General features: G+C 71.0%; 20 protein-coding genes. 8 read left to right on the top strand and 12 right to left on the bottom strand.

Annotated elements, in window-relative coordinates:
• Positions 1–60: 60 nt before the first annotated feature.
• From pyk to pta, 3 genes are all read right to left on the bottom strand, one after another.
• Positions 61–1,488, bottom strand: a complete 1,428-nt coding sequence (gene pyk, locus AC4OXY_RS32480; protein ID WP_356027844.1) for a pyruvate kinase — start codon at positions 1,486–1,488, stop codon at positions 61–63.
• Positions 1,489–1,572: 84 nt separating this feature from the next.
• On the bottom strand, positions 1,573–2,781 hold the full coding sequence (locus AC4OXY_RS32485; protein WP_356027846.1) for an acetate kinase: 1,209 nt from the start codon (positions 2,779–2,781) through the stop codon (positions 1,573–1,575).
• A 29-nt stretch (positions 2,782–2,810) separates the two neighbouring features.
• The gene (gene pta, locus AC4OXY_RS32490; protein ID WP_362818807.1) at positions 2,811–4,886 is read right to left on the bottom strand and encodes a phosphate acetyltransferase; all 2,076 of its coding nucleotides are present in this window, start codon (positions 4,884–4,886) and stop codon (positions 2,811–2,813) included.
• 210 nt (positions 4,887–5,096) lie between these two features.
• On the opposite strand from pta, the gene AC4OXY_RS32495 reads away from it, so the two are divergent.
• Positions 5,097–6,122 (top strand): ATP-dependent 6-phosphofructokinase, encoded by a 1,026-nt coding sequence (locus AC4OXY_RS32495; protein ID WP_356027850.1) that lies wholly within the window; start codon positions 5,097–5,099, stop codon positions 6,120–6,122.
• A gap of 12 nt (positions 6,123–6,134) precedes the next feature.
• On the opposite strand, the gene AC4OXY_RS32500 is transcribed toward AC4OXY_RS32495, so the two are convergent.
• From AC4OXY_RS32500 to AC4OXY_RS32515, 4 genes are all read right to left on the bottom strand, one after another.
• Positions 6,135–6,821: a helix-turn-helix domain-containing protein gene (locus tag AC4OXY_RS32500; protein WP_356027852.1), complete on the bottom strand. Its 687-nt coding sequence runs from the start codon at positions 6,819–6,821 to the stop codon at positions 6,135–6,137.
• 129 nt (positions 6,822–6,950) lie between these two features.
• Positions 6,951–7,778, bottom strand: a complete 828-nt coding sequence (locus tag AC4OXY_RS32505; RefSeq protein ID WP_356027853.1) for a carbohydrate ABC transporter permease — start codon at positions 7,776–7,778, stop codon at positions 6,951–6,953.
• A 6-nt stretch (positions 7,779–7,784) separates the two neighbouring features.
• Positions 7,785–8,678 (bottom strand): carbohydrate ABC transporter permease, encoded by an 894-nt coding sequence (locus AC4OXY_RS32510; protein ID WP_491991499.1) that lies wholly within the window; start codon positions 8,676–8,678, stop codon positions 7,785–7,787.
• The gene (locus tag AC4OXY_RS32515) at positions 8,675–10,048 is read right to left on the bottom strand and encodes an extracellular solute-binding protein (protein ID WP_402066009.1); all 1,374 of its coding nucleotides are present in this window, start codon (positions 10,046–10,048) and stop codon (positions 8,675–8,677) included. The genes AC4OXY_RS32510 and AC4OXY_RS32515 overlap by 4 nt, the downstream gene beginning before the upstream one ends.
• 149 nt (positions 10,049–10,197) lie before the next feature.
• On the opposite strand from AC4OXY_RS32515, the gene AC4OXY_RS32520 reads away from it, so the two are divergent.
• The gene (locus AC4OXY_RS32520; RefSeq protein ID WP_491991500.1) at positions 10,198–10,746 is read left to right on the top strand and encodes a hypothetical protein; all 549 of its coding nucleotides are present in this window, start codon (positions 10,198–10,200) and stop codon (positions 10,744–10,746) included.
• Positions 10,747–10,830: 84 nt separating this feature from the next.
• Here the strand turns inward: AC4OXY_RS32520 and AC4OXY_RS32525 are convergent, their stop codons facing one another.
• Both AC4OXY_RS32525 and AC4OXY_RS32530 read right to left on the bottom strand, forming a co-directional pair.
• Positions 10,831–11,520 (bottom strand): response regulator, encoded by a 690-nt coding sequence (locus AC4OXY_RS32525; RefSeq protein ID WP_356027861.1) that lies wholly within the window; start codon positions 11,518–11,520, stop codon positions 10,831–10,833.
• The gene (locus tag AC4OXY_RS32530; RefSeq protein WP_356027863.1) at positions 11,517–13,166 is read right to left on the bottom strand and encodes a sensor histidine kinase; all 1,650 of its coding nucleotides are present in this window, start codon (positions 13,164–13,166) and stop codon (positions 11,517–11,519) included. The genes AC4OXY_RS32525 and AC4OXY_RS32530 overlap by 4 nt, the downstream gene beginning before the upstream one ends.
• A 123-nt stretch (positions 13,167–13,289) precedes the next feature.
• Here AC4OXY_RS32530 and AC4OXY_RS32535 point away from each other — a divergent pair, with 123 nt between their 5' ends.
• The gene (locus AC4OXY_RS32535; RefSeq protein ID WP_356027896.1) at positions 13,290–14,699 is read left to right on the top strand and encodes a cation:dicarboxylate symporter family transporter; all 1,410 of its coding nucleotides are present in this window, start codon (positions 13,290–13,292) and stop codon (positions 14,697–14,699) included.
• Between the two features lie 82 nt (positions 14,700–14,781).
• On the opposite strand, the gene AC4OXY_RS32540 is transcribed toward AC4OXY_RS32535, so the two are convergent.
• Complete coding sequence (locus tag AC4OXY_RS32540) at positions 14,782–15,402, bottom strand: TetR/AcrR family transcriptional regulator (RefSeq protein WP_071380829.1); 621 nt, start codon at positions 15,400–15,402, stop codon at positions 14,782–14,784.
• Positions 15,403–15,536: 134 nt separating this feature from the next.
• Between AC4OXY_RS32540 and AC4OXY_RS32545 the strand changes: the two genes are divergently transcribed.
• The 5 genes from AC4OXY_RS32545 (at position 15,537) to AC4OXY_RS32565 (ending at position 21,300) form a co-directional block, all read left to right on the top strand.
• Positions 15,537–17,210, top strand: coding sequence for an MFS transporter (locus AC4OXY_RS32545; protein ID WP_491991501.1), 1,674 nt, complete (start codon positions 15,537–15,539; stop codon positions 17,208–17,210).
• Between the two features lie 116 nt (positions 17,211–17,326).
• Positions 17,327–18,100, top strand: coding sequence for a DUF2127 domain-containing protein (locus tag AC4OXY_RS32550; protein ID WP_362818818.1), 774 nt, complete (start codon positions 17,327–17,329; stop codon positions 18,098–18,100).
• A gap of 29 nt (positions 18,101–18,129) precedes the next feature.
• Complete coding sequence (locus AC4OXY_RS32555; RefSeq protein WP_356027869.1) at positions 18,130–18,558, top strand: MerR family transcriptional regulator; 429 nt, start codon at positions 18,130–18,132, stop codon at positions 18,556–18,558.
• Positions 18,555–18,899 (top strand): thioredoxin family protein, encoded by a 345-nt coding sequence (locus AC4OXY_RS32560; protein ID WP_356027871.1) that lies wholly within the window; start codon positions 18,555–18,557, stop codon positions 18,897–18,899. The genes AC4OXY_RS32555 and AC4OXY_RS32560 overlap by 4 nt, the downstream gene beginning before the upstream one ends.
• A 169-nt stretch (positions 18,900–19,068) precedes the next feature.
• Complete coding sequence (locus AC4OXY_RS32565) at positions 19,069–21,300, top strand: HelD family protein (protein ID WP_491991502.1); 2,232 nt, start codon at positions 19,069–19,071, stop codon at positions 21,298–21,300.
• On the opposite strand, the gene glgB is transcribed toward AC4OXY_RS32565, so the two are convergent.
• Complete coding sequence (gene glgB / locus AC4OXY_RS32570; protein ID WP_491991503.1) at positions 21,275–23,461, bottom strand: 1,4-alpha-glucan branching enzyme; 2,187 nt, start codon at positions 23,459–23,461, stop codon at positions 21,275–21,277. The two genes, AC4OXY_RS32565 and glgB, sit on opposite strands and share 26 nt — an antisense overlap.
• Entirely contained in the window at positions 23,458–24,837 is a 1,380-nt protein-coding gene (locus AC4OXY_RS32575) for a maltokinase N-terminal cap-like domain-containing protein (RefSeq protein WP_491991504.1), read from the bottom strand. The genes glgB and AC4OXY_RS32575 overlap by 4 nt, the downstream gene beginning before the upstream one ends.
• Between the last annotated feature and the right edge of the window lie 51 nt (positions 24,838–24,888).

The following is a 24,888-nucleotide window of genomic DNA, read 5'->3' on the forward strand; positions in this document are numbered from 1 at the left end:
TCCCCAGGAGGCGCCCTCGGCGCCGTACAGGGCCCGCACGGGCCCCGTACGGCCGGTCGCTCAGCCGCCCTGCGTGCCCAGGTGGTGGACGCGGAGCATGTTGGTGGTGCCGGGGACGCCGGGGGGCGAGCCAGCCGTGATGATCACGATGTCGCCCGCGTCGAAGCGGCCCAGCTTGGCGACCTCCTGGTCCACCAGGTCGACCATCTCGTCGGTGGTGTTGACGAACGGCACGATGTGCGACTCCACGCCCCAGCTGAGGGTGAGCTGGTTGCGGGTGCCCTCGTCCGTGGTGAAGGCGACGATCGGCTGGACCGCGCGGTAGCGGGACAGCCGGCGCGCGGTGTCACCGGACTGGGTGAAGGCGATCAGGCCCTTGCCGCCGAGGAAGTCCGCGATCTCGCACGCGGCACGCGCGACCGAACCGCCCTGCGTGCGCGGCTTCTTGCCGGGCACGAGCGGCTGGAGGCCCTTGCTCAGCAGCTCCTCCTCGGCCGCCTGGACGATCTTCGACATCGTCTTGACCGTCTCGACCGGGTAGGCGCCCACGCTGGACTCGGCGGACAGCATGACCGCGTCCGCGCCGTCCAGGATCGCGTTGGCCACGTCGGAGGCCTCGGCGCGGGTCGGGCGGGAGTTGGTGATCATCGACTCCATCATCTGGGTCGCCACGATCACCGGCTTGGCGTTGCGCCGGCACAGCTCGATCAGGCGCTTCTGCACCATGGGGACCTTTTCGAGCGGGTACTCGACGGCGAGGTCGCCGCGGGCGACCATCACGGCGTCGAACGCCGCGACGACGTCCTCCATGTTCTGCACCGCCTGCGGCTTCTCGACCTTGGCGATGACGGGGACCCGGCGGCCCTCCTCGTCCATGACGCGGTGGACGTCCTGGACGTCCTTGGCGTCCCGGACGAAGGACAGCGCGACCATGTCGCAGCCCATGCGGAGGGCGAAACGCAGGTCCTCGATGTCCTTCTCGCTCAGCGCGGGCACGTTGACCGCCGCGCCGGGCAGGTTGATGCCCTTGTGGTCGGAGACGACACCGCCCTCGATGACGATCGTCCTGACCCGGGGGCCCTCGACGTCCAGGACCTTCAGCTCGACGTTGCCGTCGTTGATCAGGACCTGGTCGCCGCGCGAGACGTCGCCCGGCAGCCCCTTGTACGTCGTACCGCAGATGGACTTGTCGCCCGGGACGTCCTCGGTCGTGATGACGAACTCGTCACCGCGTTCGAGCTCGACCGGCCCCTCGGCGAAGGTCTCCAGGCGGATCTTCGGCCCCTGGAGGTCGGCGAGGACACCGATGGCCCGGCCGGTCTCCTTGGCCGCGGCCCGGACGCGGTCGTACCGCGTCTGGTGCTCGGCGTGGGTGCCGTGGCTGAAGTTGAAACGGGCCACATTCATGCCCGCCTCGATCATGGCGACGAGCATCTCGTGGGAGTCGACCGCGGGGCCGAGCGTACAGACGATTTTGGAACGGCGCATGGGGCGATCCTATCGGTTTGTTTCGCTACGGAATATTCCGTCTGGCGGAAGATACAAATGAGTGCCGCACCGCTCAGGTGCTATTCAGTTGTTCTTTCCGACCAGTGCGTAGGTCTGGGTCGCGATCTCCAGTTCCTCATCCGTCGGGACCACGGCGACCGCGACACGCGCGTCCTTCGGAGAGATCAGTCTGGCCTCGTCCGCTCGCATCGCGTTCAGCTCCGGGTCGACCGCGAGGCCCAGCCCGTCGAGGCCCGTGAGCGCGGCCTCGCGCACCGGCACGGCGTTCTCGCCGACCCCGGCCGTGAACGCGATCGCGTCCACCGTGCCCAGTACGGCGAAATAAGCGCCGATGTACTTCTTGAGCCGGTGAATGTAAATGTCGAAGGCGAGTGCGGCTTCTTCGTCGCCCTCGTCGATCCGGCGGCGGATCTCCCGCATGTCGTTGTCCCCGCACAAGCCGAACAGGCCGCTCCTCTTGTTGAGAAGAGTGTCGATCTCGTCCATGGACATTCCGCCAACCCGGGCCAAATGGAAGATGACGGCCGGATCCAGATCACCGGAGCGGGTGCCCATCACGAGCCCCTCCAGCGGGGTCATCCCCATCGAGGTGTCCACGCACCGGCCCTTCTCGACCGCCGAGGCCGAGGCGCCGTTGCCCAGGTGCAGCACGATCACGTTGACCTCGGACGGGTCCTTGCCCAGCAGCCGCGCCGTCTCGCGGGAGACGTACGCGTGCGAGGTGCCGTGGAAGCCGTAGCGGCGGATGCGGTGGCGGTCGGCGATCTTCGGGTCGATCGCGTAGCGGGCCGCGGACTCCGGCATCGTCGTGTGGAACGCGGTGTCGAAGACGGCGACCTGGGGCAGGTCCGGGCGCAGCGCCCGGGCGGTGCGGATGCCGGTGAGGTTGGCCGGGTTGTGCAGCGGGGCGACCGGTACCAGCCGCTCGATCTCGGCGATCACCGCGTCGTCGATGACGGTCGGCTCGGTGAAGAACAGCCCGCCGTGCACCACGCGGTGGCCGATCGCGGCCAGTTCGGGCGAGTCCAGGCCGAGGCCGTCCCGGCCCAGCTCGGCGGCGACCGCCTTGAGCGCGGCGTCGTGGTCGGCGATGGGCCCGGTGTGCTCACGGGTCTCGCCGCTGGTGAGGCAGGTGTGCCGGAGCCGGGAGGTCTGCTCGCCGATGCGCTCCACCAGACCGGCGGCCAGCCGGGCGGCGTCGCGCATGTCGAGCAGCTGGTACTTCAGCGACGAGGAGCCGGAGTTGAGGACGAGGACGCGGGTTGCAGCCACGGTGTTCGAGAACTCTCTGTACGGGGAGGTCAGTTGGCGGGCGTCTGGGCCTGGATGGCCGTGATGGCGACGGTGTTGACGATGTCCTGGACGAGCGCGCCCCGGGACAGGTCGTTGACCGGTTTGCGCAGACCCTGGAGGACCGGGCCGACGGCGATCGCGCCGGCCGAGCGCTGCACGGCCTTGTACGTGTTGTTGCCGGTGTTGAGGTCCGGGAAGATCAGGACCGTCGCCTGCCCGGCGACGTCGGAGTCCGGCAGCTTGGTCGCGGCGACCGTGGGCTCGACGGCCGCGTCGTACTGGATCGGCCCCTCGATCTTCAGGTCGGGGCGGCGCGAGCGCGCCAGCTCGGTCGCCTCGCGCACCTTGTCGACGTCGGCGCCCGAGCCGGACGTGCCGGTGGAGTACGACAGCATCGCGATCCTCGGCTCCACGCCGAACCGCGCGGCCGTCGCCGCCGACTGGATGGCGATGTCCGCGAGCGCCTGCGCGTCCGGGTCCGGGTTGACCGCGCAGTCGCCGTAGACCAGCACCTTGTCGGCGAGGCACATGAAGAAGACGGACGAGACGATCGAGGAGTCCGGCGTGGTCTTGATGATCTCGAAGGCGGGCCGGATGGTGGCGGCCGTGGAGTGCACGGAGCCCGAGACCATGCCGTCGGCCAGGCCCTCCTGGACCATCAGGGTGCCGAAGTAGTTGACGTCCGACACGACGTCGTGGGCCAGCTCGACGGTGACGCCCTTGTGCGCCCGGAGCAGGGCGTACTGCTCGGCGAAGGCGTCGCGCAGCTCGCTGGTGGCCGGGTCGATCAGCTGGGTGTCGCCGAGGTCGATGCCGAGGTCGGCGGCCTTCTTGCGGATCTGGTCCTCGGGGCCCAGCAGGGTCAGGTCGCACACGCCCCGGCGCAGCAGCACCCCGGCCGCGTGCAGCACGCGCGCCTCGGTGCCCTCGGGGAGCACGACCCGGCGCCTGTCGGAGCGGGCCTGCTCCAGCAGCTTGTGCTCGAACATCATCGGGGTGACCCGGTCGGTGCTGGGCGCGCTCACCCGCGCGGCCAGCTCGGCGGTGTCGGCGTAGCGCTCGAACAGGCCGAGCGCGGTCTCCGCCTTGCGCGGGGTGGCCGCGTTCAGCTTGCCCTCCAGCGAGAACAGCTGCTCGGCGGTGGGGAAGCTGTTGCCGGTCACGGACAGCACCGGGGTGCCCGGGGCGAGGCGGGCGGCGAGGGTGAGGATCTCCTCGCGCGGCACCTCGTTCAGGGTCAGCAGCACCCCGGCTATCGGCGGGGTGCCGGCGCTGTGCGCGGCCAGCGAGCCGATGACCAGGTCGGCGCGGTCGCCCGGGGTGACGACCAGGCAGCCCGGCGTCAGGGCGCCGAGCAGGTTCGGCAGCATCGCGCCGCCGAAGACGAAGTCCAGCGCGTCCCGGGCCAGCCCCGAGTCGTCGCCGAGCAGGACCTTCGCGTCGAGGGTGTGGACGATCTGGGAGACGGTCGGCGCGGACAGTGCGGGCTCGTCGGGGACGACGTAGCAGGGCACGGGCAGCCGGTCGCGCAGCCGCTCGGCGATCTCGTCGCGGTCCTCGCGGGCCACCCGGTTGGTGACCATGGCGAGCACGTCGCAGCCGAGGCCGTCGTAGGCACGGAAGGCGTTGCGGGTCTCGGCGAGCACGGACTCGGCCGGCTGCTTGCGGCCGCCGACCACCGGGATCACGGAGGCGCCGAACTCGTTGGCCAGGCGGGCGTTCAGGGACAGCTCGTCGGGCAGCTGGGTGTCGGCGAAGTCGGTGCCGAGGACGAGGACGACGTCGTAGTCCCGGGCCACCAGGTGGAAGCGGTCGACCAGCGTGGAGACCAGTTCGTCGGTGCCCCGCTCGGCCTGGAGCGCGGAGGCCTCGTGGTAGTCCATGCCGTAGACGGTCGCCGGGTCCTGGGAGAGCCGGTAGCGCGACCGGAGCAGTTCGAACATCCGATCGGGCCGGTCGTGGACGAGCGGACGGAAGACCCCCACCCGGTCGACCTGGCGGGTCAGGAGCTCCATGACTCCCAGCTCCACGACCTGGCGGCCGTCACCGCGGTCGATCCCGGTCACGTACACGCTGCGCGTCACGCGTCCACTCCGTTCCTCATGTCTTGTATGTCGCAAAGTCTCGTATGTCGCATCACCGGCATAAAAATCGCCCACCAAGGTGAGCGGAACCCTCTTGACAATACCTCCGGCTCCGGATAAAGCGCCCGTCAAGTAGGTCAGTGCTCCGGCGGACGTGGAACAATCGGCACTGGCTCACCCGCACCGACAGCGAGCAGGAGACACAGCACGATGCGCATCGGAGTTCTCACCGCAGGCGGCGACTGCCCCGGCCTGAACGCCGTGATCCGGTCGGTCGTGCACCGGGCCGTGACGCAGTACGGCGACGAGGTCATCGGCTTCGAGGACGGCTACCGCGGTCTGCTCGACCGCCACTACCGCTCCCTCGACCTGGACGCCGTCAGCGGCATCCTGGCCCGCGGCGGCACGATCCTCGGCTCCTCCCGGCTGGAGCGCGACCGGCTGCGCGAGGCCTGCGACAAGGCGACCGACATGGTCGAGGAGTTCGGCATCGACGCGCTGATCCCGATCGGCGGCGAGGGCACGCTGACCGCGGCCCGCATGCTCTCCGACGCCGGCCTGCCCGTCGTGGGCGTCCCGAAGACCATCGACAACGACATCTCCTCCACCGACCGCACCTTCGGCTTCGACACGGCCGTGGGCGTCGCGACCGAGGCGATGGACCGGCTCAAGACCACCGCCGAGTCCCACCAGCGCGTGATGGTCGTCGAGGTCATGGGCCGGCACGCCGGCTGGATCGCCCTGGAGTCCGGCATGGCCGCCGGCGCCCACGGCATCTGCCTGCCCGAGCGGCCCTTCGACCCGGTCGACCTGGTCAAGATGGTCGAGGAGCGCTTCGCCCGCGGCAAGAAGTTCGCCGTCATCTGCGTCGCCGAGGGCGCCCACCCCGCCGAGGGCAGCATGGACTACGGCAAGGGCGAGATCGACCAGTACGGCCACGAGCGCTTCCAGGGCATCGGCACCGCCCTGGCCTACGAGCTGGAGCGGCGCCTCGGCAAGGAGGCCAAGCCGGTCATCCTCGGCCACGTCCAGCGCGGCGGCGTCCCCACCGCCTACGACCGCGTCCTCGCCACCCGCTTCGGCTGGCACGCCGTCGAGGCCGCCCACCGCGGCGAGTTCGGCAGGATGACCGCGCTACGCGGCACCGACATCCAGATGGTGCCGCTCGCCGAGGCGGTCACCGAACTGAAGACGGTGCCGAAGGACCGGATGGACGAGGCGGAGTCGGTCTTCTAGGCACGAGTGACCCTAGGGAACGGCGAGCGCCCAGAAGCGCTCGACTATCCCGTCGAGGAACTCGCGGCCCGCGTCGCCGGCGGCGTCGGCCGCGCTGTTCCCGCCCCAGTTGAGGCTGGCCACCATCTGCCCCTGGTAGTCCGTGTGCAGCCGCTGGAGAGCGCTCTCCAGCAGCTTCCGGTCCAGGGGTACCAGCCTGGCGACCGGCCGTACGTAGGCCTGCCAGCGTGTGGTGACCGCGCTGCGCAGCAGTTCGGTGAGCTTCCCCTCCCGCTTCGTCACGGCGACGAAGTCCGGCAGGGACAGCTGGAGGATCTCGGCGAGCGCGGCGGACTGGCGTTCGCTGCCGCGCCAGTCGTCGCTCTCCTCCATCCGCAGATAGGCGCGGTGCTCCAGGCCGGTGACACGGGCGACGTCCTCACCGGCGAGGCCGCGCGCGACGCGGTGCTCCCGCAGGGTGCGGGGCCGTCCGATCAGCTCGCCGGGGGAGCACCACAACACCCCGGCGAGAGCGGTGACTTCGGGGCTCGACGGCACCGCCGTACCCCGCTCCCAGGCGATGACGAGATCGGGCGTGACATAGGGCATGCCGTACGAGACCCGCATGCCGTAGGCGACATGCTCGGGGCCCATGCCGAGCGCCGCGCGCAGTCTGCGGGCGGCCTGGGCGTTGAACGGAGGAGCTGACGGTTGGCGCACCTCGCACAAACTAAGGGGGTCGGTGCGGGGATGGCTACGGTCTGTTCGGCCAGGAACACGGATTGTGTGAACGTACAGTTCCGACTGTTCGGTATGCAAGGAATGTAACGGACGGAACACCTCTCCCGGCTACCCCTTGACCGCCCCGCCCAGCGCGAACCCGCCGCCCAGTCTGCGCGCCACCAGGACGTACAGCAGGATCACCGGCGTCGAGTAGAGCACGGAGAACGCGGCGAGCTGGCCGTACGCCACCATGCCGCGGTTGCCGAAGAAGTCGTTGATGCTGACCGAGGCCGGCATCTGGTCCGGGGTGAGCAGCAGCATGAACGGGACGAAGAAGTTGCCCCACATCGTCACGAACGAGAACACCGTGACGACGGCGACGCCGGGGCCCATCAGCGGCAGCACGATGCGCAGCAGCGACTGGAGCCCGGAGGCGCCGTCCGTCCAGGCCGCCTCCTCCAGCTCCCTCGGCACGCCGTCCATGAAGTTCTTCATCAGCCAGATGGCGAAGGGGAGTTGGGAGGCGGCGAAGAACAGGATCGTGCCCTGCATGGTGTCGATCAGGTTCACGCGGACGAACAGCGCGTACACCGGCACCATGATCGCGGTGATCGGCAGGCTCGTCGCGAACAGGACCGTCAGCAGGAACGGCCGGTTCAGACGGGAGCGGAAGCGGGAGAGCGGGTACGCGGCGAGGGCGGCGCAGACGACCGTCAGCGCGGTCGCGCAGCCGCACAGGATCAGGCTGTTGAGCAGCGGGGTGTAGGTGATGTCGGGGGTGAGGACGGCCCGGAAGTTGGCGAGCGTGAAGCCGCCCGGGACGCGGACCCTCAGGTCGGCGTGCGGGTCCACGGCGGACAGCACCACCCAGGCGAGGGGTAGCGCGAAGGCGGCCGCCACCAGCAGCAGGGCGGCGTCCGCGGTGAGCCGGCGGGAGGCGCGCTTGCGGGGCACGGCCGGTCACACCTCCGTTCGCAGCAGACGCAGGTACACGACGGAGAACAGGGAACCGACGAGCAGCAGGAGCAGGGCGACCGCGGTGCCGTACCCGATCATGCTGTTCTGGAAGGCCTGTTCGTACATGAACAGCGGCAGGGTCTGGCTCTTGTTGCCGGGGCCGCCCCGGGTCATCACCCAGATCAGCCCGAAGACGGAGAGCGTCTGGAGGGTGTTGAGCATGAGGTTGGTGGCGATGGACCGGCGGATCATCGGCAGCGTGATGTGCCACATCCGGCGCCAGCCGCCGGCCCCGTCGACCTCCGCGGCCTCCGTGATCTCGGCGGGGATCTCGTCCAGCGCGGCCGAGTAGACGAGCATCGAGAACGCCGTCCCGCGCCAGACGTTGGCGAAGGACACGGCGAGGACGGGCAGGGTGAACAGCCAGTTCTGACGCGGCAGATGAAGCCACTCCAGGATGGCGTCGAGCGTCCCCTCCCGTCGGAAGAAGGCGTACAGCAGGAACCCGGCGACGACCTCCGGCAGCACCCAGGCCGTGACCACCACCCCGCCGGTGAGGGTCCGCACCGGCTTGCTCGCCCGCTTCATCAGCGCGGCCAGCGCGAGCCCCAGGGTGTTCTGCCCGACGAGCGAGGACAGCACGGTGAACACCAGCGTCAGCCATACGGCGTTCAGGAACTCGCTGTCCTGGAAGGCCCGGCGGAAGTTGTCGAACCCGACGAACGACGCGTGCGCCTGCCCCGTCAACTGCAGGTCGGTGAAGGCGATGTAGACGCAGTAGGCGATCGGCCCGGCGAGGAAGAGCAGGATGAGGACGACGGCGGGGGTGAGCGGGAGCGCCCGCGTGAACCGGCGGCGGGCCTGGCCGGGACGGGCCCGGCCGGGACGGCGCCTCACTTGTGGACCACTTGGCCGCCGGTGACGTCCTTCAGCGTCGAGTCGTACGTGCTCGCCGCCTTCTCGGCCGACGCGTCACCGGTGGTCACGCTCTCCATCGCCTCCTGGATCGCCGTGGACACCTTCGGATACGCCGGATACGCGGGCCGGTAGTGCGTGCTGGACACGAGGTCGGTGAAGAACTTGATGCCGGGCTGGGCGGTGGCGTACGCGGGGTCGGCGGCGACGTCCTTGCGCAGCGCGATACCGGAGTTGGCGATGTACCACTTCCTGGCGTTGGCCTCCGTCTGCATCGTCTTGACGAAGTCGAAGGCGAGGTCGGGGTGGGCCGCCTTGGCCGGGACGGCCCACGTCCAGCCGCCGGACATGCTCACCTTGCCCGGTGCCTGCCCGGCTTGCGTCGGCATGTACGCGAGGCCGAGCTGCCGGGACCAGTCCGGCCAGTCACGGCCGCTGCCCGGCAGCCAGTTCTGCGGCAGCCAGGAGCCGTCGAGGTCGATGCCCAGCTTGCCCTCGGGGAGCAGTTCGCCCGCGACGGTGGTGGCGTAGTTCGGGTCGAGGGCGTCGGAGACGTCGGGCCCGAGCTTCTCCTTGTAGACGCTCTCGATGAACTTCAGCGAGTCCGTGAACCCCTGGCCGCCCGTGATCCACTTCTTGCTGCCGCTGTCGTACAACGGGTCGGACGTCCCGTTCCCCGTGCCGTACAGCAGCATCTCCATGCCCTGCATGGTGGCCCGCTCGCCGGCCGGCTTGCCGGTGTAGACGTTGAGCGGGACGACGCCGGGGACCTTCTGCCTGATGGTGCGGGCGGCGGCGAGGACGTCGGCCCAGGTCTTCGGCTGCCAGTCGAGCGGTAGCCCGGCCTTCCGGAACACCCGCTTGTCGAACCACAGCCCCCGGGTGTCGGTCCCGTCCGGCACGCCGTACGTCTTCCCGTCCTCCCCCCGCGCCGACGCCTTCGCCGTGTCGAGGAACTGCTTCCAGTCCGGCCAGCCGGCGAGATAGGGGTCGAGGGGCTTCAAATACCCGCTCGTGATGTCGGAGTTGATGAGGAAGGTGTCCTCGTAGACCAGGTCCGGCGCGGTCCTCGGCGAACGCATCATCTGCTGGACCTTGGTGTAGTACTCGGAGTCCGGTGCCTTCACCGGAACGAACTCGACCTTCTTCCCCGGGTACTTCTTCTCGAACTCCTTCTTGATCCCGGCGAGATAGGTGTCCATCACCTTGATGGAGTTGTCGGTCGACTGCTTGTACGACACCTTCAGCGTGTTCGGACCGCTTCCGGAACCGCTGCCGCACCCGGTGAGAGTCGCGGCGGCGAGAGCGGCGGTGAGGAGGGCGGAGAGGGCGGCGGTGGGGCGCACGGGCATGACCTCCTGAGCGCACGTGGGGATGGCGCGGAGATGACTGCCGTGTGAAGGTAAGAGGAGTGGTCTAGTCAGGTCAATGGATGTGCGCGGGATTGGGGTACGGGGGGCTGCGGCACACTCCTCAAGTACTGCCGGGGGAAGGGGCTGGAGTGCCGGAACGAGACGTCACCGTCGGGCAGTTGCTGCTCACCGAGTACCAGACGCTCAAGGACGAGCAGAAGACCCGGATCGGGTTCCGGGACAATCTGCTGTACGTCACCCTGACCGTCGTGGCCGCCGTCATCGCCGCCGCCGCCCAGGCCAAGCAGGCGTCGATGCTGCTGGCGCTGCCGCCGGTGTGTGTCGTACTCGGCTGGACGTATCTCGTGAACGATCAGAAGATCTCGGCGATCGGGGCGTACGTACGCGACGACCTGGGGCCGCGACTGACCCGACTCGCGGGCGCCCCCGACGACTCTTCTGTCTTTCGCTGGGAAACGGAGCACCGCACCGACGCACGCCGCAGGTCGCGCAAGGCCATTCAGTGCGTGGTGGACCTGACGGCCTTCTGCGTCGTGCCGTTGGCGGCCCTCGTGCTGTTCTGGGCGGCGGGGGACGACGGTGGGATGCTCGTCGCGGTCTCCGTGCTGGAGGCACTGGCGGTGGTCGGCCTCGGTGTGCAGGTCGTGTCGTACGCGGGATTCGCCACGGCGGAGTAAGAAGCCGCGGGTCACGGCGGACCTCGCCCTTCAGGCGCTGCTCCGGGCACTGGCGTGGCGCAGAGACGCCGGGCCGGCGCGGCCTCACCGCCCCTGTGCCACCCACCGGTACACCAGCTCCGGCCTTCCCACCTGCCCGTACAGCGGGCTGCGTCCGGCTCGGCCCGAGTCCACCAGATGCTCCAGGTAGCGTCGGGCGGTGATGCGGGAGATGCCCACCGACTCCGCCAGGCCCGCTGCTGTGAGGCCCTCCGAGGCCTCCCGCAGTGCCGCCGTCACGCGTTCCAGCGTCGGGGCGCTCAGCCCCTTCGGCAGGGCGGCGGGGGACGGCGCACGGAGGGTCGCGAGGGCGCGGTCGACCTCGTCCTGGCCGCTCGCCTCGCCGGCCGCGGCGTGGAACTCGGCGTAGCGGACGAGGCGGTCGCGGAGGGTGGCGAAGGTGAAGGGCTTCAGGACGTACTGGACGACACCCAGGGAGACGCCCTCGCGGACCACCGCGAGGTCGCGGGCCGAGGTCACCGCTATCACGTCCGCGTGATGGCCCGCCGCGCGCAGGGAGCGGGCGAACTGGAGGCCGTGCACGTCGGGGAGGTGGAGGTCCAGCAGAAGGAGGTCCACGGGCGTGCGGTCCAGGACGCGGCGTGCCTCCGCGCCCGTGTGGGCCTTGCCGACCGCGACGAACCCGGGGACCCGGCCGACGTACAGCACGTGCGCGTCGGCGGCCACCGGGTCGTCCTCGACCACCAGCACCCTGATCGCCGGTGCATCCGTCATGTCGTGTCGCCTCCCGGCACCGGGGAAGCCGCACGCGTCGGCAACCGCACCTCGAACACCGCTCCGCCCTCGCCGTCCGCGCCGTTGTCGTCGGATTCCGCCACCGTCAGCGTGCCCTCGTGGCGGGCCACCGCCTGCCGGACCAGGGCCAGCCCGAGGCCCCGCCCGCCGGGCCCGGCCGGCTTGGTGGAGAACCCCCGCTGGAATACCAGGTCCGCATGGGCCGGGTCGACACCGGGGCCGGTGTCGGTCACCCGCAGGACCACCTCGTCGTCCGAGGCGTACGCCGTGACCGTCACCCGCGCCCCGGCGCTGCCCTGCGCCGCGTCCACCGCGTTGTCGATCAGGTTGCCGAGGATCGTGACCAGGTCGCGGGAGGACAGTTCCGCCGGGAGCAGGCCGTCGTCCAGGCGGCTGTCGGGGGAGACGACCAGTTCCACGCCCCGCTCGTTGGCCTGGGCCGTCTTGCCGAGCAGCAGCGCGGCCAGCACCGGCTCGCTCACCGCCGCCACCACCTGGTCGGTCAGGGCCTGCGCCAGCTCCAGCTCGGCCGTGGCGAACGCCACCGCCTCCTCGGCCCGGCCCAGCTCGATCAGCGAGACGACCGTGTGGAGGCGGTTGGCGGCTTCGTGGGCCTGTGAGCGCAGGGCCTGGGTGAAGCCGCGCTCCGAGTCCAACTCGCCCATCAGCGCCTGGAGTTCGGTCACGTCGCGCAACGTCACCATCGTTCCGCGCCGCTCGCCGCCCGACACCGGGGAGGTGTTCACCACCAGGACCCGGGAGGTCGTCAGATGGACCTCGTCGACCCTCGGCTCCGACGACAGCAGCGCGCCCGTCAGCGGGCCCGGCAGGCCGAGGTCCGCCACCGAGTGGCCGATCACCTCCTGCTCGCTCCCCACCCCCAGCAGCTCCCGCCCGCCGTCGTTGATCAGCGCCACCCTGTACTGCGCGTCCAGCATCAGCAGGCCCTCGCGGACCGCGTGCAGCGCCGCCTGGTGGTAGTCGTGCATCCGGCTCAGCTCGGTGGCGTTCATGCCGTGGGTGTGGCGGCGCAGGCGTGCGTTCACGACGTAGGTGCCGACCGCGCCCAGCAGCAGGGTGCCGCCGGCCACCCCGAGCAGGGCCGTGACCTGGCCCTGGACCCGCTCGCTGATCGCCTCCACCTTGATGCCGGCGCTGACCAGGCCGATGACGCGGCCGCCGTCCTCGACCGGGGTCACCGCGCGGACGGACGGGCCGAGGGTGCCGGTGTAGGTCTCGGTGAAGGTGTGGCCGTGCACGGCGGGGTCGATACGGCCGAGGAAGCGCTTGCCGATCTGCGAGGGGTCGGGGTGGGTCCAGCGGATGCCGTCCGTGTTCATGATCGTCACGAAGTCGACGTCCGCGTCCCGGGTGACCTGGAGGGCGTAGGGCTGCAGCGCGGCGGAGGGGTTCGGGGTGTGGATCGCCGAGCGGACCGAGGGGGCGTCCGCGATCGACCGGGCCACCGCGACGACCTGCCGCTTCGCCGCGTCCTCGGCCTGCCCGCGGTCGCTGACGTAGGTGAACAGCGCGTACCCGGCCACGACCAGTGCGATCAGCACGGCCTGCATGGCGAACAGCTGGCCCGCCAGGCTGCGAGGTCGGGGGAGGGAGGGAACGCGCATGTCAGCAGTGTGCCCCCTCGGTTAAGCGTGAACTAAATGAACGGAAGGGTGACCGCTCTCACAGGCCGGGAGATAGTCACGGCATCCCCCACAACACCCCCGGACGTGAGCCGCACGCCGGTGATGCCGACGAAGACGTCAAGGAGGGCAGCCGTGGCCGCCAGCACCCCCGATACGGCACCAGCCGTACCCCGCGTGAAGCGGGACCGGACTCATTACCTGTACATCGCCGTGATCGCGGCGGTCGTGCTCGGCATCGCCGTGGGGCTCATCTGGCCCGATGCCGCCGTCCAGCTGAAGCCGCTCGGAACCGGTTTCGTGAACCTGATCAAGATGATGATCTCGCCGATCATCTTCTGCACGATCGTGCTCGGCATCGGATCGGTACGGAAGGCGGCCAAGGTCGGCGCCGTCGGCGGTATCGCCCTCGGCTACTTCCTCGTGATGTCGCTGGTCGCGCTCGGCATCGGCCTCGTCGTCGGCAACGTGCTGCACCCGGGTGACGGGCTGCACCTGACCAACGCGATCAAGCACACCGGGCACGCCCAGGTCTCCAGCGACGCGCTGCCGCCCGTCGAGTTCGTGCTGTCGATCATCCCGACCACGTTCGTCTCCGCCTTCACCGAGGGCCAGGTCCTCCAGACGCTGCTGATCGCCCTGCTCGCCGGGTTCGCGCTCCAGGCCATGGGCCCGGTCGGGCAGCCGGTGCTGCGCGGTGTCGAGCACATCCAGCGGCTGGTCTTCCGCATCCTGTCGATGGTCATGTGGCTCGCGCCGCTCGGTGCCTTCGGCGCCATCGCGGCCGTGACCGGCTCGGCCGGCATCGACGCGCTCAAGAGCCTCGCCGTGCTGATGCTCGGCTTCTACATCACCTGCGTCCTGTTCGTCTTCGTGGTGCTCGGCGCGATCCTGCGGATCGTCGCGGGGGTGAACGTCTTCTCGCTGTGCAAGTACCTCGCCCGTGAGTTCCTGCTGATCCTGTCCACCTCCTCCTCCGAGTCCGCGCTGCCGCGGCTCATCGCGAAGATGGAGCACCTGGGCGTCAGCAGGCCGGTCGTCGGCATCACCGTGCCGACCGGGTACTCGTTCAACCTCGACGGCACGATGATCTACATGACCATGGCGTCGCTCTACATCGCGGACGCGCTGGGCACGCCGATGTCGATCGGCGAGCAGATCCCGCTGCTGCTGTTCCTGCTGCTGGCGTCCAAGGGCGCGGCGGGCGTCAGCGGGGCCGGTCTCGCGACCCTGGCCGGCGGCCTCCAGTCGCACAAGCCCGCGCTGGTCGACGGCGTCGGTCTGATCGTCGGCATCGACCGCTTCATGAGCGAGGCCCGCGCCCTGACCAACTTCGCGGGCAACGCGGTGGCGACGGTGCTCGTGGGCACCTGGACCAAGGAGATCGACAAGGAGCGGGTGCGGCGGGTGCTCGCCGGTGAGCTGCCCTTCGACGAGACGACGCTCATGGACGAGGGCCACGGGACGGTGGCCGAGGTGCCCGAGCAGCGGGAAGATGCGCTGGCCAAGGCCTGACCCCGAAAGAAGCTCCGGATGTCCGGCCCCGCCTGAACCGGGGCCGGGCATCCGGCATGTCCACGGCACCGCTACGGCGCTGCTACGACTCCTCACTCACCTCGGCCACCAGCTCGGTGGCCGTCGAGGCGGGCACGCCCGCCGCGGTCAGGACCGTGACCGTGGCCGAGCGGCCCGCCTCCGCCGCTGTCAGGAGGCCGTCGTTCACCGCCTCCATCACGGCGAACAGCAGCTGCTCGTGCACGTACGCCAGCGCCGGGGCCGGCAGCGGTGAGCTGAACACGCCCTTCTCCAGCCCGCGCTCCAGCAGCCGGACCTTGTTCGCGCGCAGCGGGGCGAGGCGCTCTCGGATGCCCTGGACGGTGACCGTGCGCTGGGCGAGCGCGACCAGCAGCCGGTAGCGGTCGGCGATCTCCCAGATCGCGAGCACCGACCGGGCCACCGCCTCCGCCGGGTCGGCGACCTCCCTGCGGGCGCCCGCGTCCGCGTCCGCCAGCGCCGCCACGGCCTCGTCGACCAGCGTGCTGATCAGCGCCTCGCGGCTGGGGAAATGGCCGTACACCGTCCGTCGTACGACCCCCGCGGCGCGCGCGATCTGGTCCATGGAGGCGTCGGGGTCGCGCAGCAGTTCCGCGAGGGCGACGTCGAGGATGCGGCGCCGGTTGGCGTCGGCGCGGCTGTTACCCGTGGTCATGGCAGTCATTCTGCATGCCCTTCACGATTTGCACACCACTGTGCAACGGCGTACATTACACATGGTTGTGCAATTGCACGTCACTGTGCAAGTCCGCACCGTTCCGCACCAACCGTCGCGATCCGAGGAAGGCGACCCCTGCCATGCGACTCGTCATGACCGAACCGGTCGAGAAGATGGAGCGCCCGTACGCCCGGCGCTGGTGGGCACTGCTCGTGCTCTGCCTGAGCCTGCTGATCATCGTGATGGCGAACACCGCCCTCACGGTCGCCGCACCCGACATGACGAAGGACCTCGGGCTCTCCAGTGCCGATCTCCAGTGGGTGATCGACGGCTACACCGTCCCGTACGCCGCGCTGATGCTGCTGCTCGGCGCGATCGGCGACAAGTACAGCCGGCGCGGCGCACTCGTCCTCGGTCTCGCGGTCTTCGGCGGCGGTGCCGTCTTCGGCTACCTCGCCGACAGCTCCACGACCGTCATCGCGGCCCGCGCCGTGATGGGCGTCGGCGCGGCGCTGATCATGCCCGCCACGCTCTCCCTGCTCGCCGCGACCTTCCCGCGCGCCGAGCGCGCCAAGGCGATCGTGCTGTGGACCGCCACCGCCGGCCTCGCCATCGCCGCCGGACCGGTCGTCGCGGGCGCGCTGCTGCGCGACCACGGCTGGTCCTCGACCTTCCTGATCAACGTGCCCGTCGCGGCCGTCGCGATCGTCCTCGCCTTCGTGCTCATCCCGCCGTCCAAGGCCGGTCACCACGACCGCATCGACTACGTCGGCGGCCTGCTCTCCGTCCTGTGGACCGGCTCCCTCGTCTACATGATCATCGAGGGTCCGCACTTCGGCTGGCACGCGAAGGCGATCACGGCCGCGGCCGTCGCCGGCGCCGCCCTGGTGGCGTTCGTCCTCTGGGAGCTGCGCCACCCCCGCCCCATCCTGGACGTCCGCCGCTTCGCGCACCGCCGCTTCGCGGGCTCCAACCTCGCCGTCGCCCTGTTCTTCCTCGCCGTCTTCGGCGCCTTCTACTACCTGACCCAGCACCTCCAGTTCGTCCTCGGCTACGACGCCCTCCAGACCGGCGTCCGGATGCTCCCGCTGGCCGGCGCGGTCTTCGTCGGCTCGGCCCTGACCGGCTTCCTGACCCCCCGCGTCGGCATGAAATGGACGGTCGGCGCGGGCATGGTCGGCGGCACCACCGCCCTCGCCCTGCTGACCCGGGTCGACGCCGGCTCGACGTACGGCGACTTCCTCGCCCCGCTGATCATCCTGGGCCTCGCCATCGGTCTCGCCCTCTCGCCCTGCACCGACGCCATCATGGGCGCCTTCCCCGAGTCCGAACTGGGCGTCGGTGGCGCGGTCAACGACACCTCGCTGGAGCTGGGCGGCTCGCTCGGCATCGCCATCCTCGGCTCGCTGCTCGCGACGTCGTACGGCAACCACCTGAGCGACGCCACGGCCGGCAGCAAGCTCCCGGCGAGCGCCCTGGACACCGCGCAGGACTCGGTCGGCGCCGGCTACGCGGTCGCCCAGGGCATCGGCGACAAGGCGCACGCACTGGCCGCACAGGCCGCGAAGGCGACCGACCCGCAGCAGGCGGCGCAGCTCAAGCAGCAGGCCGCCGAACTCGCCGCCGGCGCCCGGCAGATGGCCGACGCGGTCGGCTCCTCCTTCTCCGACGCCGTCGCGCACACCAGCCTGGTCGGCGCGGTCATCCTCGGCATCGGCACCGTCCTGGTGGCCGTTCTGCTCCCGCGCCGTGAAAAGGCCGCGCCCGAGGTGAAGGAGCAGGAGAGGGAACTGGTGGACAGCACCGCCGCCTGAGCACTCCTCGCCCCCGTCCGCTAACGTGCCGCTCCGGATCATTCGGAACGGCACGTTCGCGCGTGGCGTCCGTACAGGCGAGACATCAGGTACACGCAAGTGGAGGCTCGGGGGACATGAAGATCGACTGGGACCGGCGGACCTGTGCGCGCAAGGGCCATACGACCTACGCGCCCGACGAGCCCACGCTGCGGCCGCGGCTGCACGCCGGGACCGCGCTCGGGGACGCCTGGCGCTGTCTGCGCTGCGGCGACTTCGTGCTCGGCGAGCCGCACGGCTCGGGCCCGGCGGCGAACGCCCCGCTGGTGCCGCGCGGCAAGGTGCTGCGGGACCTGTTCATCCTGCGCTTCCTCGCGATCGAGCGGCTGGTGCGCGGCGTGTTCATCGTGCTGGTCGCCATAGCGGTCTGGAAGTTCAGCAACAGCCAGGACGCGGTGCGCCGCCTCTTCAACGAATACCTGGACGTCCTGCGCCCGGTCTTCCGGCACTTCCACTACGACCTCGACCACTCACCCGTGGTCGGCTCGATCCAGAAGGCGTTCGGCTACAAGCACTCCACCCTCATGATCGTCGCCGCCCTGGCGCTGGCCTACGCCCTGATCGAGCTGGTCGAGGCGGTCGGCCTGTGGTACGCCAAGCGCTGGGCGGAGTACCTGACGGTCGTCGCGACGGCCGCGTTCCTCCCCCTGGAGATCTACGAACTCACCGAGAAGGTCAGCTATCTGAAGATCGCCACCCTCGTCCTCAACATCTTGGCCGTCCTCTACATCGCCGTCGCCAAACGCCTCTTCGGCCTCCGGGGCGGCGCCAGGGCCTTCGAGGAGGAGCGGCAGAGCGCGTCGCTGATGGAGGTCGAGGAGTCGGCGGGGGTCCAGCCGGTCTTGCCCTGACCCCGGCGTCAACGCCTACCGTCGTCGTCATGCGAATCGGCGAGCTGGCCGCGCGGGCCGGGACCACGACCCGCGCGCTGCGGTACTACGAGTCGCGCGGGCTGCTGCCGGCCCGGCGCGACGCCAAGGGGCACCGCACGTACGACGAGGGGGATCTGCGGCTGCTGGCGCAGATCCGGACCCTCCAGGACTTCGGGTTCGGGCTGGAGGAGACGCGGCCCTTCGTGGAGTGCCTGCGGGCCGGGCACCCGGAGGGCGACTCCTGCCCGGCCTCGCTCCAGGTCTACCGGCGCAAGCTGGCCGAGCTGGACGCGCTCATCGGGCAGCTCCGGTCGGTGCGGGAGACGGTCGCGGGGCAGCTGGTGCGGGCCGAGGAGGCGCGGGACGCGCTGGCCGCCGACGCGCTGGTTCCGGGGGGTCCGGAGCCCGGGTGCGAACTGGGAGGACAGCAGCGGTGATCAACGCGGCGGGCGTGGCCGAGGTGCGGGACGCGGATTTCGAGGCGGAGGTGCTGCGGGCGGATCTTCCGGTGCTGGTCGAGTTCACGGCCGACTGGTGTCCGCCGTGCCGGCAGATGGGCCCGGTGCTCAGCGCACTCGCGGCCGAGGAGGAGGGCCGGCTGAAGGTCGTACAGCTGGATGTGGACACCAGTCCGGAGACCACGAACGCGTACAAGGTGCTGTCGATGCCGACGTTCATGCTGTTCCGGGGCGGTGAGCCGGTGAAGGCGATGGTGGGGGCGCGGCCCAAACGGCGCCTGCGCGAGGAACTGGCCGACGTGCTGGACGACATGCGGTAAAGAACAGCCGGGCACCAAAAAATCCCCTGAGCAATTGCGCTCGGGGGATTTCTCTGCGTATATTCGGTGGTTCGCGACTTCAATCCTGCGATGTCGCGAGGAAGTTCACTGAGCAGAGTATATCCGGGCGGGAGTGGAATTGTCAAACAGCGAATATCCAGGCGATGAATTGCGCAACGAGCAGGAATTCATCGACGGACTGTACGCGCGCGTGGACGTACTGCGCGGGGAGACCGAGACCTCGGTCACGGACGCGCTCGCCCAGGGCGACAAGCCCATGCAGGCCCGGCTGGAGCGGGACATCCTCGTCGCCGAGCGCTCGGGGCTGCTCGCCGCGCTGAACGCCGTGGACGGCTCGCTCTGCTTCGGCCGGATCGACCTGGCCGACGGCACCGCCCACCACATCGGCCGGATCGGGCTGCGCGAGGACGACGCCGAGCACACCCCGGTACTGATCGACTGGCGGGCCGACGTCGCCCGGCCCTTCTACCTCGCCACCGGGCACACCCCGATGGGCCTGCGCCGCCGCCGGCACATCGGCACCGAGGGCCGCACCGTGACCTCGCTGCACGACGAGATCCTGGACCTCGGCGACACCACCCGCACCGGGCACGAGGACCCGAGCGGCGACGCCGTGCTGCTGGCCGCGCTGAACTCGGCACGCACCGGCCGCATGAGCGACATCGTGCAGACCATCCAGGCCGCACAGGACGAGATCATCCGGGCACCGCACCGCGGGGTGCTGGTGGTCGAGGGCGGGCCGGGGACGGGCAAGACGGCGGTCGCGCTGCACCGCGCCGCCTATCTGCTCTACGAGTACCGCGAGCTGCTGGCCCGTCGCGCCGTGCTGATCGTCGGCCCCAACCCGGCCTTCCTCGGCTACATCGGCGAGGTGCTGCCCTCGCTCGGCGAGACCGGCGTGCTGCTCGCCACCGTCGGCGAGCTGTTCCCCGGCGTGAAGGCCACCGCGACCGACACCCCCGAGGCGGCCGCCGTGAAGGGCCGCGCCGACATGGCCGAGGTGCTGGCCGCCGTCGTCCGCGACCGGCAGGCCCTGCCCGACCCGGTGATCACCGTCCAGCACGACCGCGAGGTGCTGATGCTCGACGACGGACTCGTCTCCGTCGCCCGCGAGCGCACCCGCGCCGCGAAGCTCCCGCACAACGCGGCCCGCGAGTACTTCGAGGGCCACATCCTCAACACCCTCACCGAGCTGTACGCCGAACGCGTCGGCACCGACCCCTACGACGGAACCAGCCTGCTCGACGCCTCCGACATCACCCAGATCCGCGACGAACTCGCCGAGAACCCCGAAGTCTGGTCCGCCGTCGACCGGTTGTGGCCCCGGATCACCCCGCAGCGCCTCGTCGCCGACTTCCTCGCCGACCCGCACGACCACCTGACGCAGGCGGACGCGGACGCGATCCGCAGACCCGTGACCCGCGCCTGGACGGTCGCCGACGTCCCGCTCCTCGACGAGGCGGCCGAACTCCTCGGCGAGGACGACCGCTCGGCCCGCGCCCGGGCCGAGCGGGAACGCGAGACGCAGGTCGCCTACGCGCAGGGCGTGCTGGACGTCTCCTACGCGTCCCGGACGTACGAGTTCGAGGACAAGCAGGACGACGATTCCGAGGTCCTGTCCGCGCACGACATCATCGACGCCGAGCGGTTCGCCGAGCGGCAGGAGGAGGCGGACCACCGCAGCGCCGCCGAACGGGCCGCGGCCGACCGCACCTGGGCGTTCGGGCACATCATCGTGGACGAGGCGCAGGAGCTGTCGCCGATGGCCTGGCGGCTGCTGATGCGGCGCAGCCCGACCCGCTCGATGACCCTGGTCGGCGACCCGGCCCAGACGGCGGAGGCGGCCGGTATCGGCTCCTGGGCGGACATCCTCGCGCCGTACGTCGAGGACCGCTGGGAGCACACCCGGCTCGGCGTCAACTACCGCACCCCGGCCGAGATCATGGAGCTGGCCGCGGCCGTCGTACGCGCCGAGCACCCGGACTTCGAGCCGCCCAGCTCGGTCCGCTCGACGGGCGTACGGCCGTGGGTGCGCCGGGCGGCGGACGACCTGCCCGGCGCGGTCGCCGAGGCGGTCGCCGAACTCACCCCCGCCGAGGGCCGCCTGGCGGTCATCGCCCCGCGCGAGCTGCACCGGCGGCTGGCCGCCCGCCTCGACGGCGTCACGGCCGGCGCCGAACCCGACCTCACCCGCGGCGTCGTCCTCCTCGACCCCCGCCAGTCCAAGGGCCTGGAGTTCGACGCGGTCCTCGTGGTGGAACCGGGCCGCTACGGCACCAGCGACCTCTACGTCGCCCTCACCCGGGCCACGCAGCGGCTCGGGGTGCTGTACACGGACGCTCTGCCCGAGGCGCTCACGCCGGCCGCAGCCACACAGTAGCCAGCGGGGGCAGGGTCAGCCGGATGCTGGCGGGGCGGCCGTGGGCCCCCCTCGGCTCCGGCTTGACCACGTCCGGGTGGACGACGCCGCTGCCGCCGTAGCGCACGGCGTCGGTGTTGAGCACCTCCGCCCACGCCGGCACGTCCTCCGGGACGCCGAGGCGGTAGTCCTCGCGCACCACCGGCGAGAAGTGGCAGACGGCGAGGAGCGGGGTGCCGTCGGCGGACCGGCGCAGGAACGCGAGGACGTTGTCGTCGGCCGCGTCCCCGGTGATCCACTCGAAGCCCGCCGGGTCGGTGTCCCGCTCCCAGAGCGCGGGGGCCGCGCGGTAGCGGGTGTTCAGGTCCCGGACCAGGTCCCGTACCCCCCGGTGGTCGGCCTCGGCGCCGTACGCCGGGTCGAGCAGCCACCAGTCGGGGCCGTGCGCCTCGGACCACTCGGCGCCCTGCGCGAACTCCTGGCCCATGAAGAGGAGTTGCTTGCCGGGATGGGCCCACATGAAGCCCAGATAGGCCCGGTGGTCGGCGCGCTGCTGCCACCAGTCGCCGGGCATCTTCGAGACGAGGGACCGTTTGCCGTGCACGACCTCGTCGTGGGAGATGGGCAGGACGTAGTTCTCGCTGTAGGCGTACACCATCGAGAAGGTCATCTCGTGGTGGTGGTACTTGCGGTGCACCGGCTCCTTCTGGACGTACTGGAGCGAGTCGTGCATCCAGCCCATGTTCCACTTCAGGCCGAAGCCGAGCCCGCCGCTGTCGGTGGGCCGGGTCACCCCGTCCCAGGCCGTGGACTCCTCGGCGATGGTGACGACCCCCGGGCAGCGCCGGTACACGGTCGCGTTCATCTCCTGGAGGAAGGCCACCGCGTCCAGGTTCTCCCGGCCGCCGTGCTCGTTCGGCGTCCACTGGCCCGGCTCGCGCGAGTAGTCCAGGTACAGCATCGAGGCCACGGCGTCCACGCGCAGCCCGTCGATGTGGAACTCCTCGCACCAGTACACGGCGTTCGCCACCAGGAAGTTGCGCACCTCCCGGCGGCCGAAGTCGAACTCCAGCGTCCCCCAGTCCGGATGCGCGGCCCGCAGCGGATCGTGGTGCTCGTACAGCGGACGCCCGTCGAACTCGGCCAGCGCCCAGTCGTCGCGCGGGAAGTGCGCCGGCACCCAGTCCATCAGCACACCGATCCCGGCCTGATGCAGCCTGTCCACCAGGTGGCGGAAGTCGTCCGGTGTGCCGAGCCGGGCCGTGGGGGCGTAGAAGCCGGTCACCTGGTAGCCCCAGGAGCCGCCGAAGGGATGCTCGGCGACCGGCATCAGCTCCACATGCGTGAAACCCAACTCGGAGACATAGGCAGGGAGTTGGTCGGCCAGCTCGCGATACGACAGCCCCGGCCGCCAGGAGGGCAGATGGACCTCGTACACCGACAGCGGCGCCCGGTGCACGTCTCTGTCCCCCCGGTGTGCCATCCACTGCGCGTCGCCCCACTCGTGGTGCGAGGCGGTCACGATCGACGAGGTGGCGGGCGGGGCCTCCGTGCGGCGGGCCAGCGGATCGGCGCGCAGGGTGCGCGAGCCGTCGGGACGGGTGATCTCGAACTTGTACAGCTCGCCCTCGCCGAGGCCCGGCACGAACAGCTCCCACACCCCGGACGAGCCCAGCGAGCGCATCGGATGCCCGGTGCCGTCCCAGAAGTCGAAACCGCCCGCGAGCCGCACCCCGCGCGCGTCCGGCGCCCACACCGCGAACCGGGTGCCGGACACGCCCTCGTGCACCGTGACATGCGCGCCGAGCGCCCGCCACAGCTGCTCGTGCCGGCCCTCGCCGATCAGATGCAGGTCCAGCTCGCCGAGCGTGGGCAGGAAACGGTAGGCGTCCTCGGTCTCCAGGACCGTCCCCTCGTACGCCACGCGCAGCCGGTAGGCGCGGACCTCGGGGAGCGGGAGCAGGCCGCTGAAGAAGCCGTCCCCGTCGTCGTGCAGTTCCGCCTTCAGCTCGCCGGCGACGACGGTGACGGACAGCGCGTACGGCCGAAAGGCCCGGAACGCGACACCGCCCGGCACCGGATGGGCGCCGAGGACCGCGTGCGGGTCGTGATGGACGCCGTGCAGCAGCCGCTCGCGGTCGGCTCGGTCCACGGCGGCGGAGCCGGTGTGCCGGTTCGTCACGGACGGGCCTCCTGGTCGGACGCGGCGAGCCGGCGGATCGCCGAGAGCGGTACGGGGAGCCAGTCGGGCCGGTGCCGGGCCTCGTAGAGCACCTCGTACACCGCCTTGTCGGTCTCGTAGGCCCGCAGCAGCACCGCGTCGGCGCGCGGATCGCGGCCCGCCACCTGCGCGTACCCCGCGCAGTAGGCGGCCCGGCACCCGCGCGCCCAGTCCGGTGCGGGCGGCCGCACCGAGTGGGCCGCGTAGTCGAAGGAGCGCAGCATCCCGGCGACGTCCCGCACCGGCGGCTGCGGCAGGCGCCGTTCGGCGAGCGGCCGGGCCGGCTCGCCCTCGAAGTCGATCAGCGACCAGGTCCCGTCCGCCGCGCGCAGACACTGCCCGAGGTGCAGATCGCCGTGGATCCGCTGCGCGGTCCAGGTGCGGCCCTCGGCGGCCGGCCGGTCCAGATCCGCGTATGCCTGCCGCAGCCCGTCCTCGTACGGCCGCAGCGCCGGTACGGCCTGTACGGCCGCCCCCAGCCGCTCCCTCATCCCCTCGGCCAGCGCCCGCAGGGGGGCGTGCCCGAGGGTGACCGTCGGCAGGGCGCGGGCGAGCGCGGTGTGCACCTCGGCGGTGGCCCGGCCCAGCGCGCGCGCCTCGGCGACGAAGTCCTCGCCCTTGGCCAGTTCGCGCAGCGCCAGCTCCCAGCCGTCGGCCGCGCCGCGCACGAAGGGCTGGAGCACGGCGAGGACATACGTCTCCCGCCCGATCTCCGCGCGCGCCCACGCCGTCGGCGCGGGCACCCGGGGGCAGCCCTCGCGGGCCAGCGCGAGCGGCAGCTCCAGGTCGGGATTGACGCCGGGCACCACCCGGCGCAGCAGCTTCAGGATGAACGTGTCGCCGTACACCACCGAGGAGTTGGACTGTTCGGCGGTCAGCAGCCGGGCCACCAGACCCGTGCGGATCTCGTGCCCCGGGTCCCGTTCGAAGCGCAGCCCGCCGACGCGGGCCCGGGTGCGCAGGGCCTCCAGGAGCACTTCGGCGGGCCGGGGGTCGTACAGGGCCTCGTACACCGTGCGTCCGGCGAGCGGCCCCTCGTCCACGTGTCCGATCAGCGCGGGCGCCAGCCGGGGCGGCAGCGCCTCGCGCACGCCTATGAGGAACTGGTAGCAGTCGCCGGGGCCGCGCAGGTCCGGCTGGTGGACGCGGAGCAGCAGATGGTACAGGCCGAGGCGGCCGTGGGGCGGGAGCAGCTCGGTGACGGCGACCGGGGTGAACCCGGTGACCGCGCGTCCCTTGCCCGCGAACCAGCGTTGTCTCGGCAGCCAGGTGCGCAACAGAGGAGCGAGGGAATCCAGGAGCGAGGGGGTGGTGACCGGATCCGCCATGGGGGTCATGTCCTTTCCCCGGGGTCGTCGGGGGTGTTCCTTGTGCGTGCCCCGGGCGGG

The organism is Streptomyces sp. HUAS MG56 (genome assembly GCF_058673395.1).

Bases quoted from the DNA above. Each gene is read 5' to 3' on its own strand.
- AC4OXY_RS32550 (WP_362818818.1), top strand. From the start codon at position 17,327: ATGAAGATCGACTGGGACCGGCGGACCTGTGCGCGCAAGGGCCATACG.
- AC4OXY_RS32525 (WP_356027861.1), bottom strand. From the start codon at position 11,520: ATGACGGATGCACCGGCGATCAGGGTGCTGGTGGTCGAGGACGACCCG.
- AC4OXY_RS32545 (WP_491991501.1), top strand. From the start codon at position 15,537: ATGCGACTCGTCATGACCGAACCGGTCGAGAAGATGGAGCGCCCGTAC.
- pyk (WP_356027844.1), bottom strand. From the start codon at position 1,488: ATGCGCCGTTCCAAAATCGTCTGTACGCTCGGCCCCGCGGTCGACTCC.
- AC4OXY_RS32575 (WP_491991504.1), bottom strand. From the start codon at position 24,837: ATGACCCCCATGGCGGATCCGGTCACCACCCCCTCGCTCCTGGATTCC.
- AC4OXY_RS32540 (WP_071380829.1), bottom strand. From the start codon at position 15,402: ATGACTGCCATGACCACGGGTAACAGCCGCGCCGACGCCAACCGGCGC.
- AC4OXY_RS32555 (WP_356027869.1), top strand. From the start codon at position 18,130: ATGCGAATCGGCGAGCTGGCCGCGCGGGCCGGGACCACGACCCGCGCG.
- AC4OXY_RS32495 (WP_356027850.1), top strand. From the start codon at position 5,097: ATGCGCATCGGAGTTCTCACCGCAGGCGGCGACTGCCCCGGCCTGAAC.
- AC4OXY_RS32515 (WP_402066009.1), bottom strand. From the start codon at position 10,048: ATGCCCGTGCGCCCCACCGCCGCCCTCTCCGCCCTCCTCACCGCCGCT.
- AC4OXY_RS32530 (WP_356027863.1), bottom strand. From the start codon at position 13,166: ATGCGCGTTCCCTCCCTCCCCCGACCTCGCAGCCTGGCGGGCCAGCTG.
- AC4OXY_RS32535 (WP_356027896.1), top strand. From the start codon at position 13,290: ATGCCGACGAAGACGTCAAGGAGGGCAGCCGTGGCCGCCAGCACCCCC.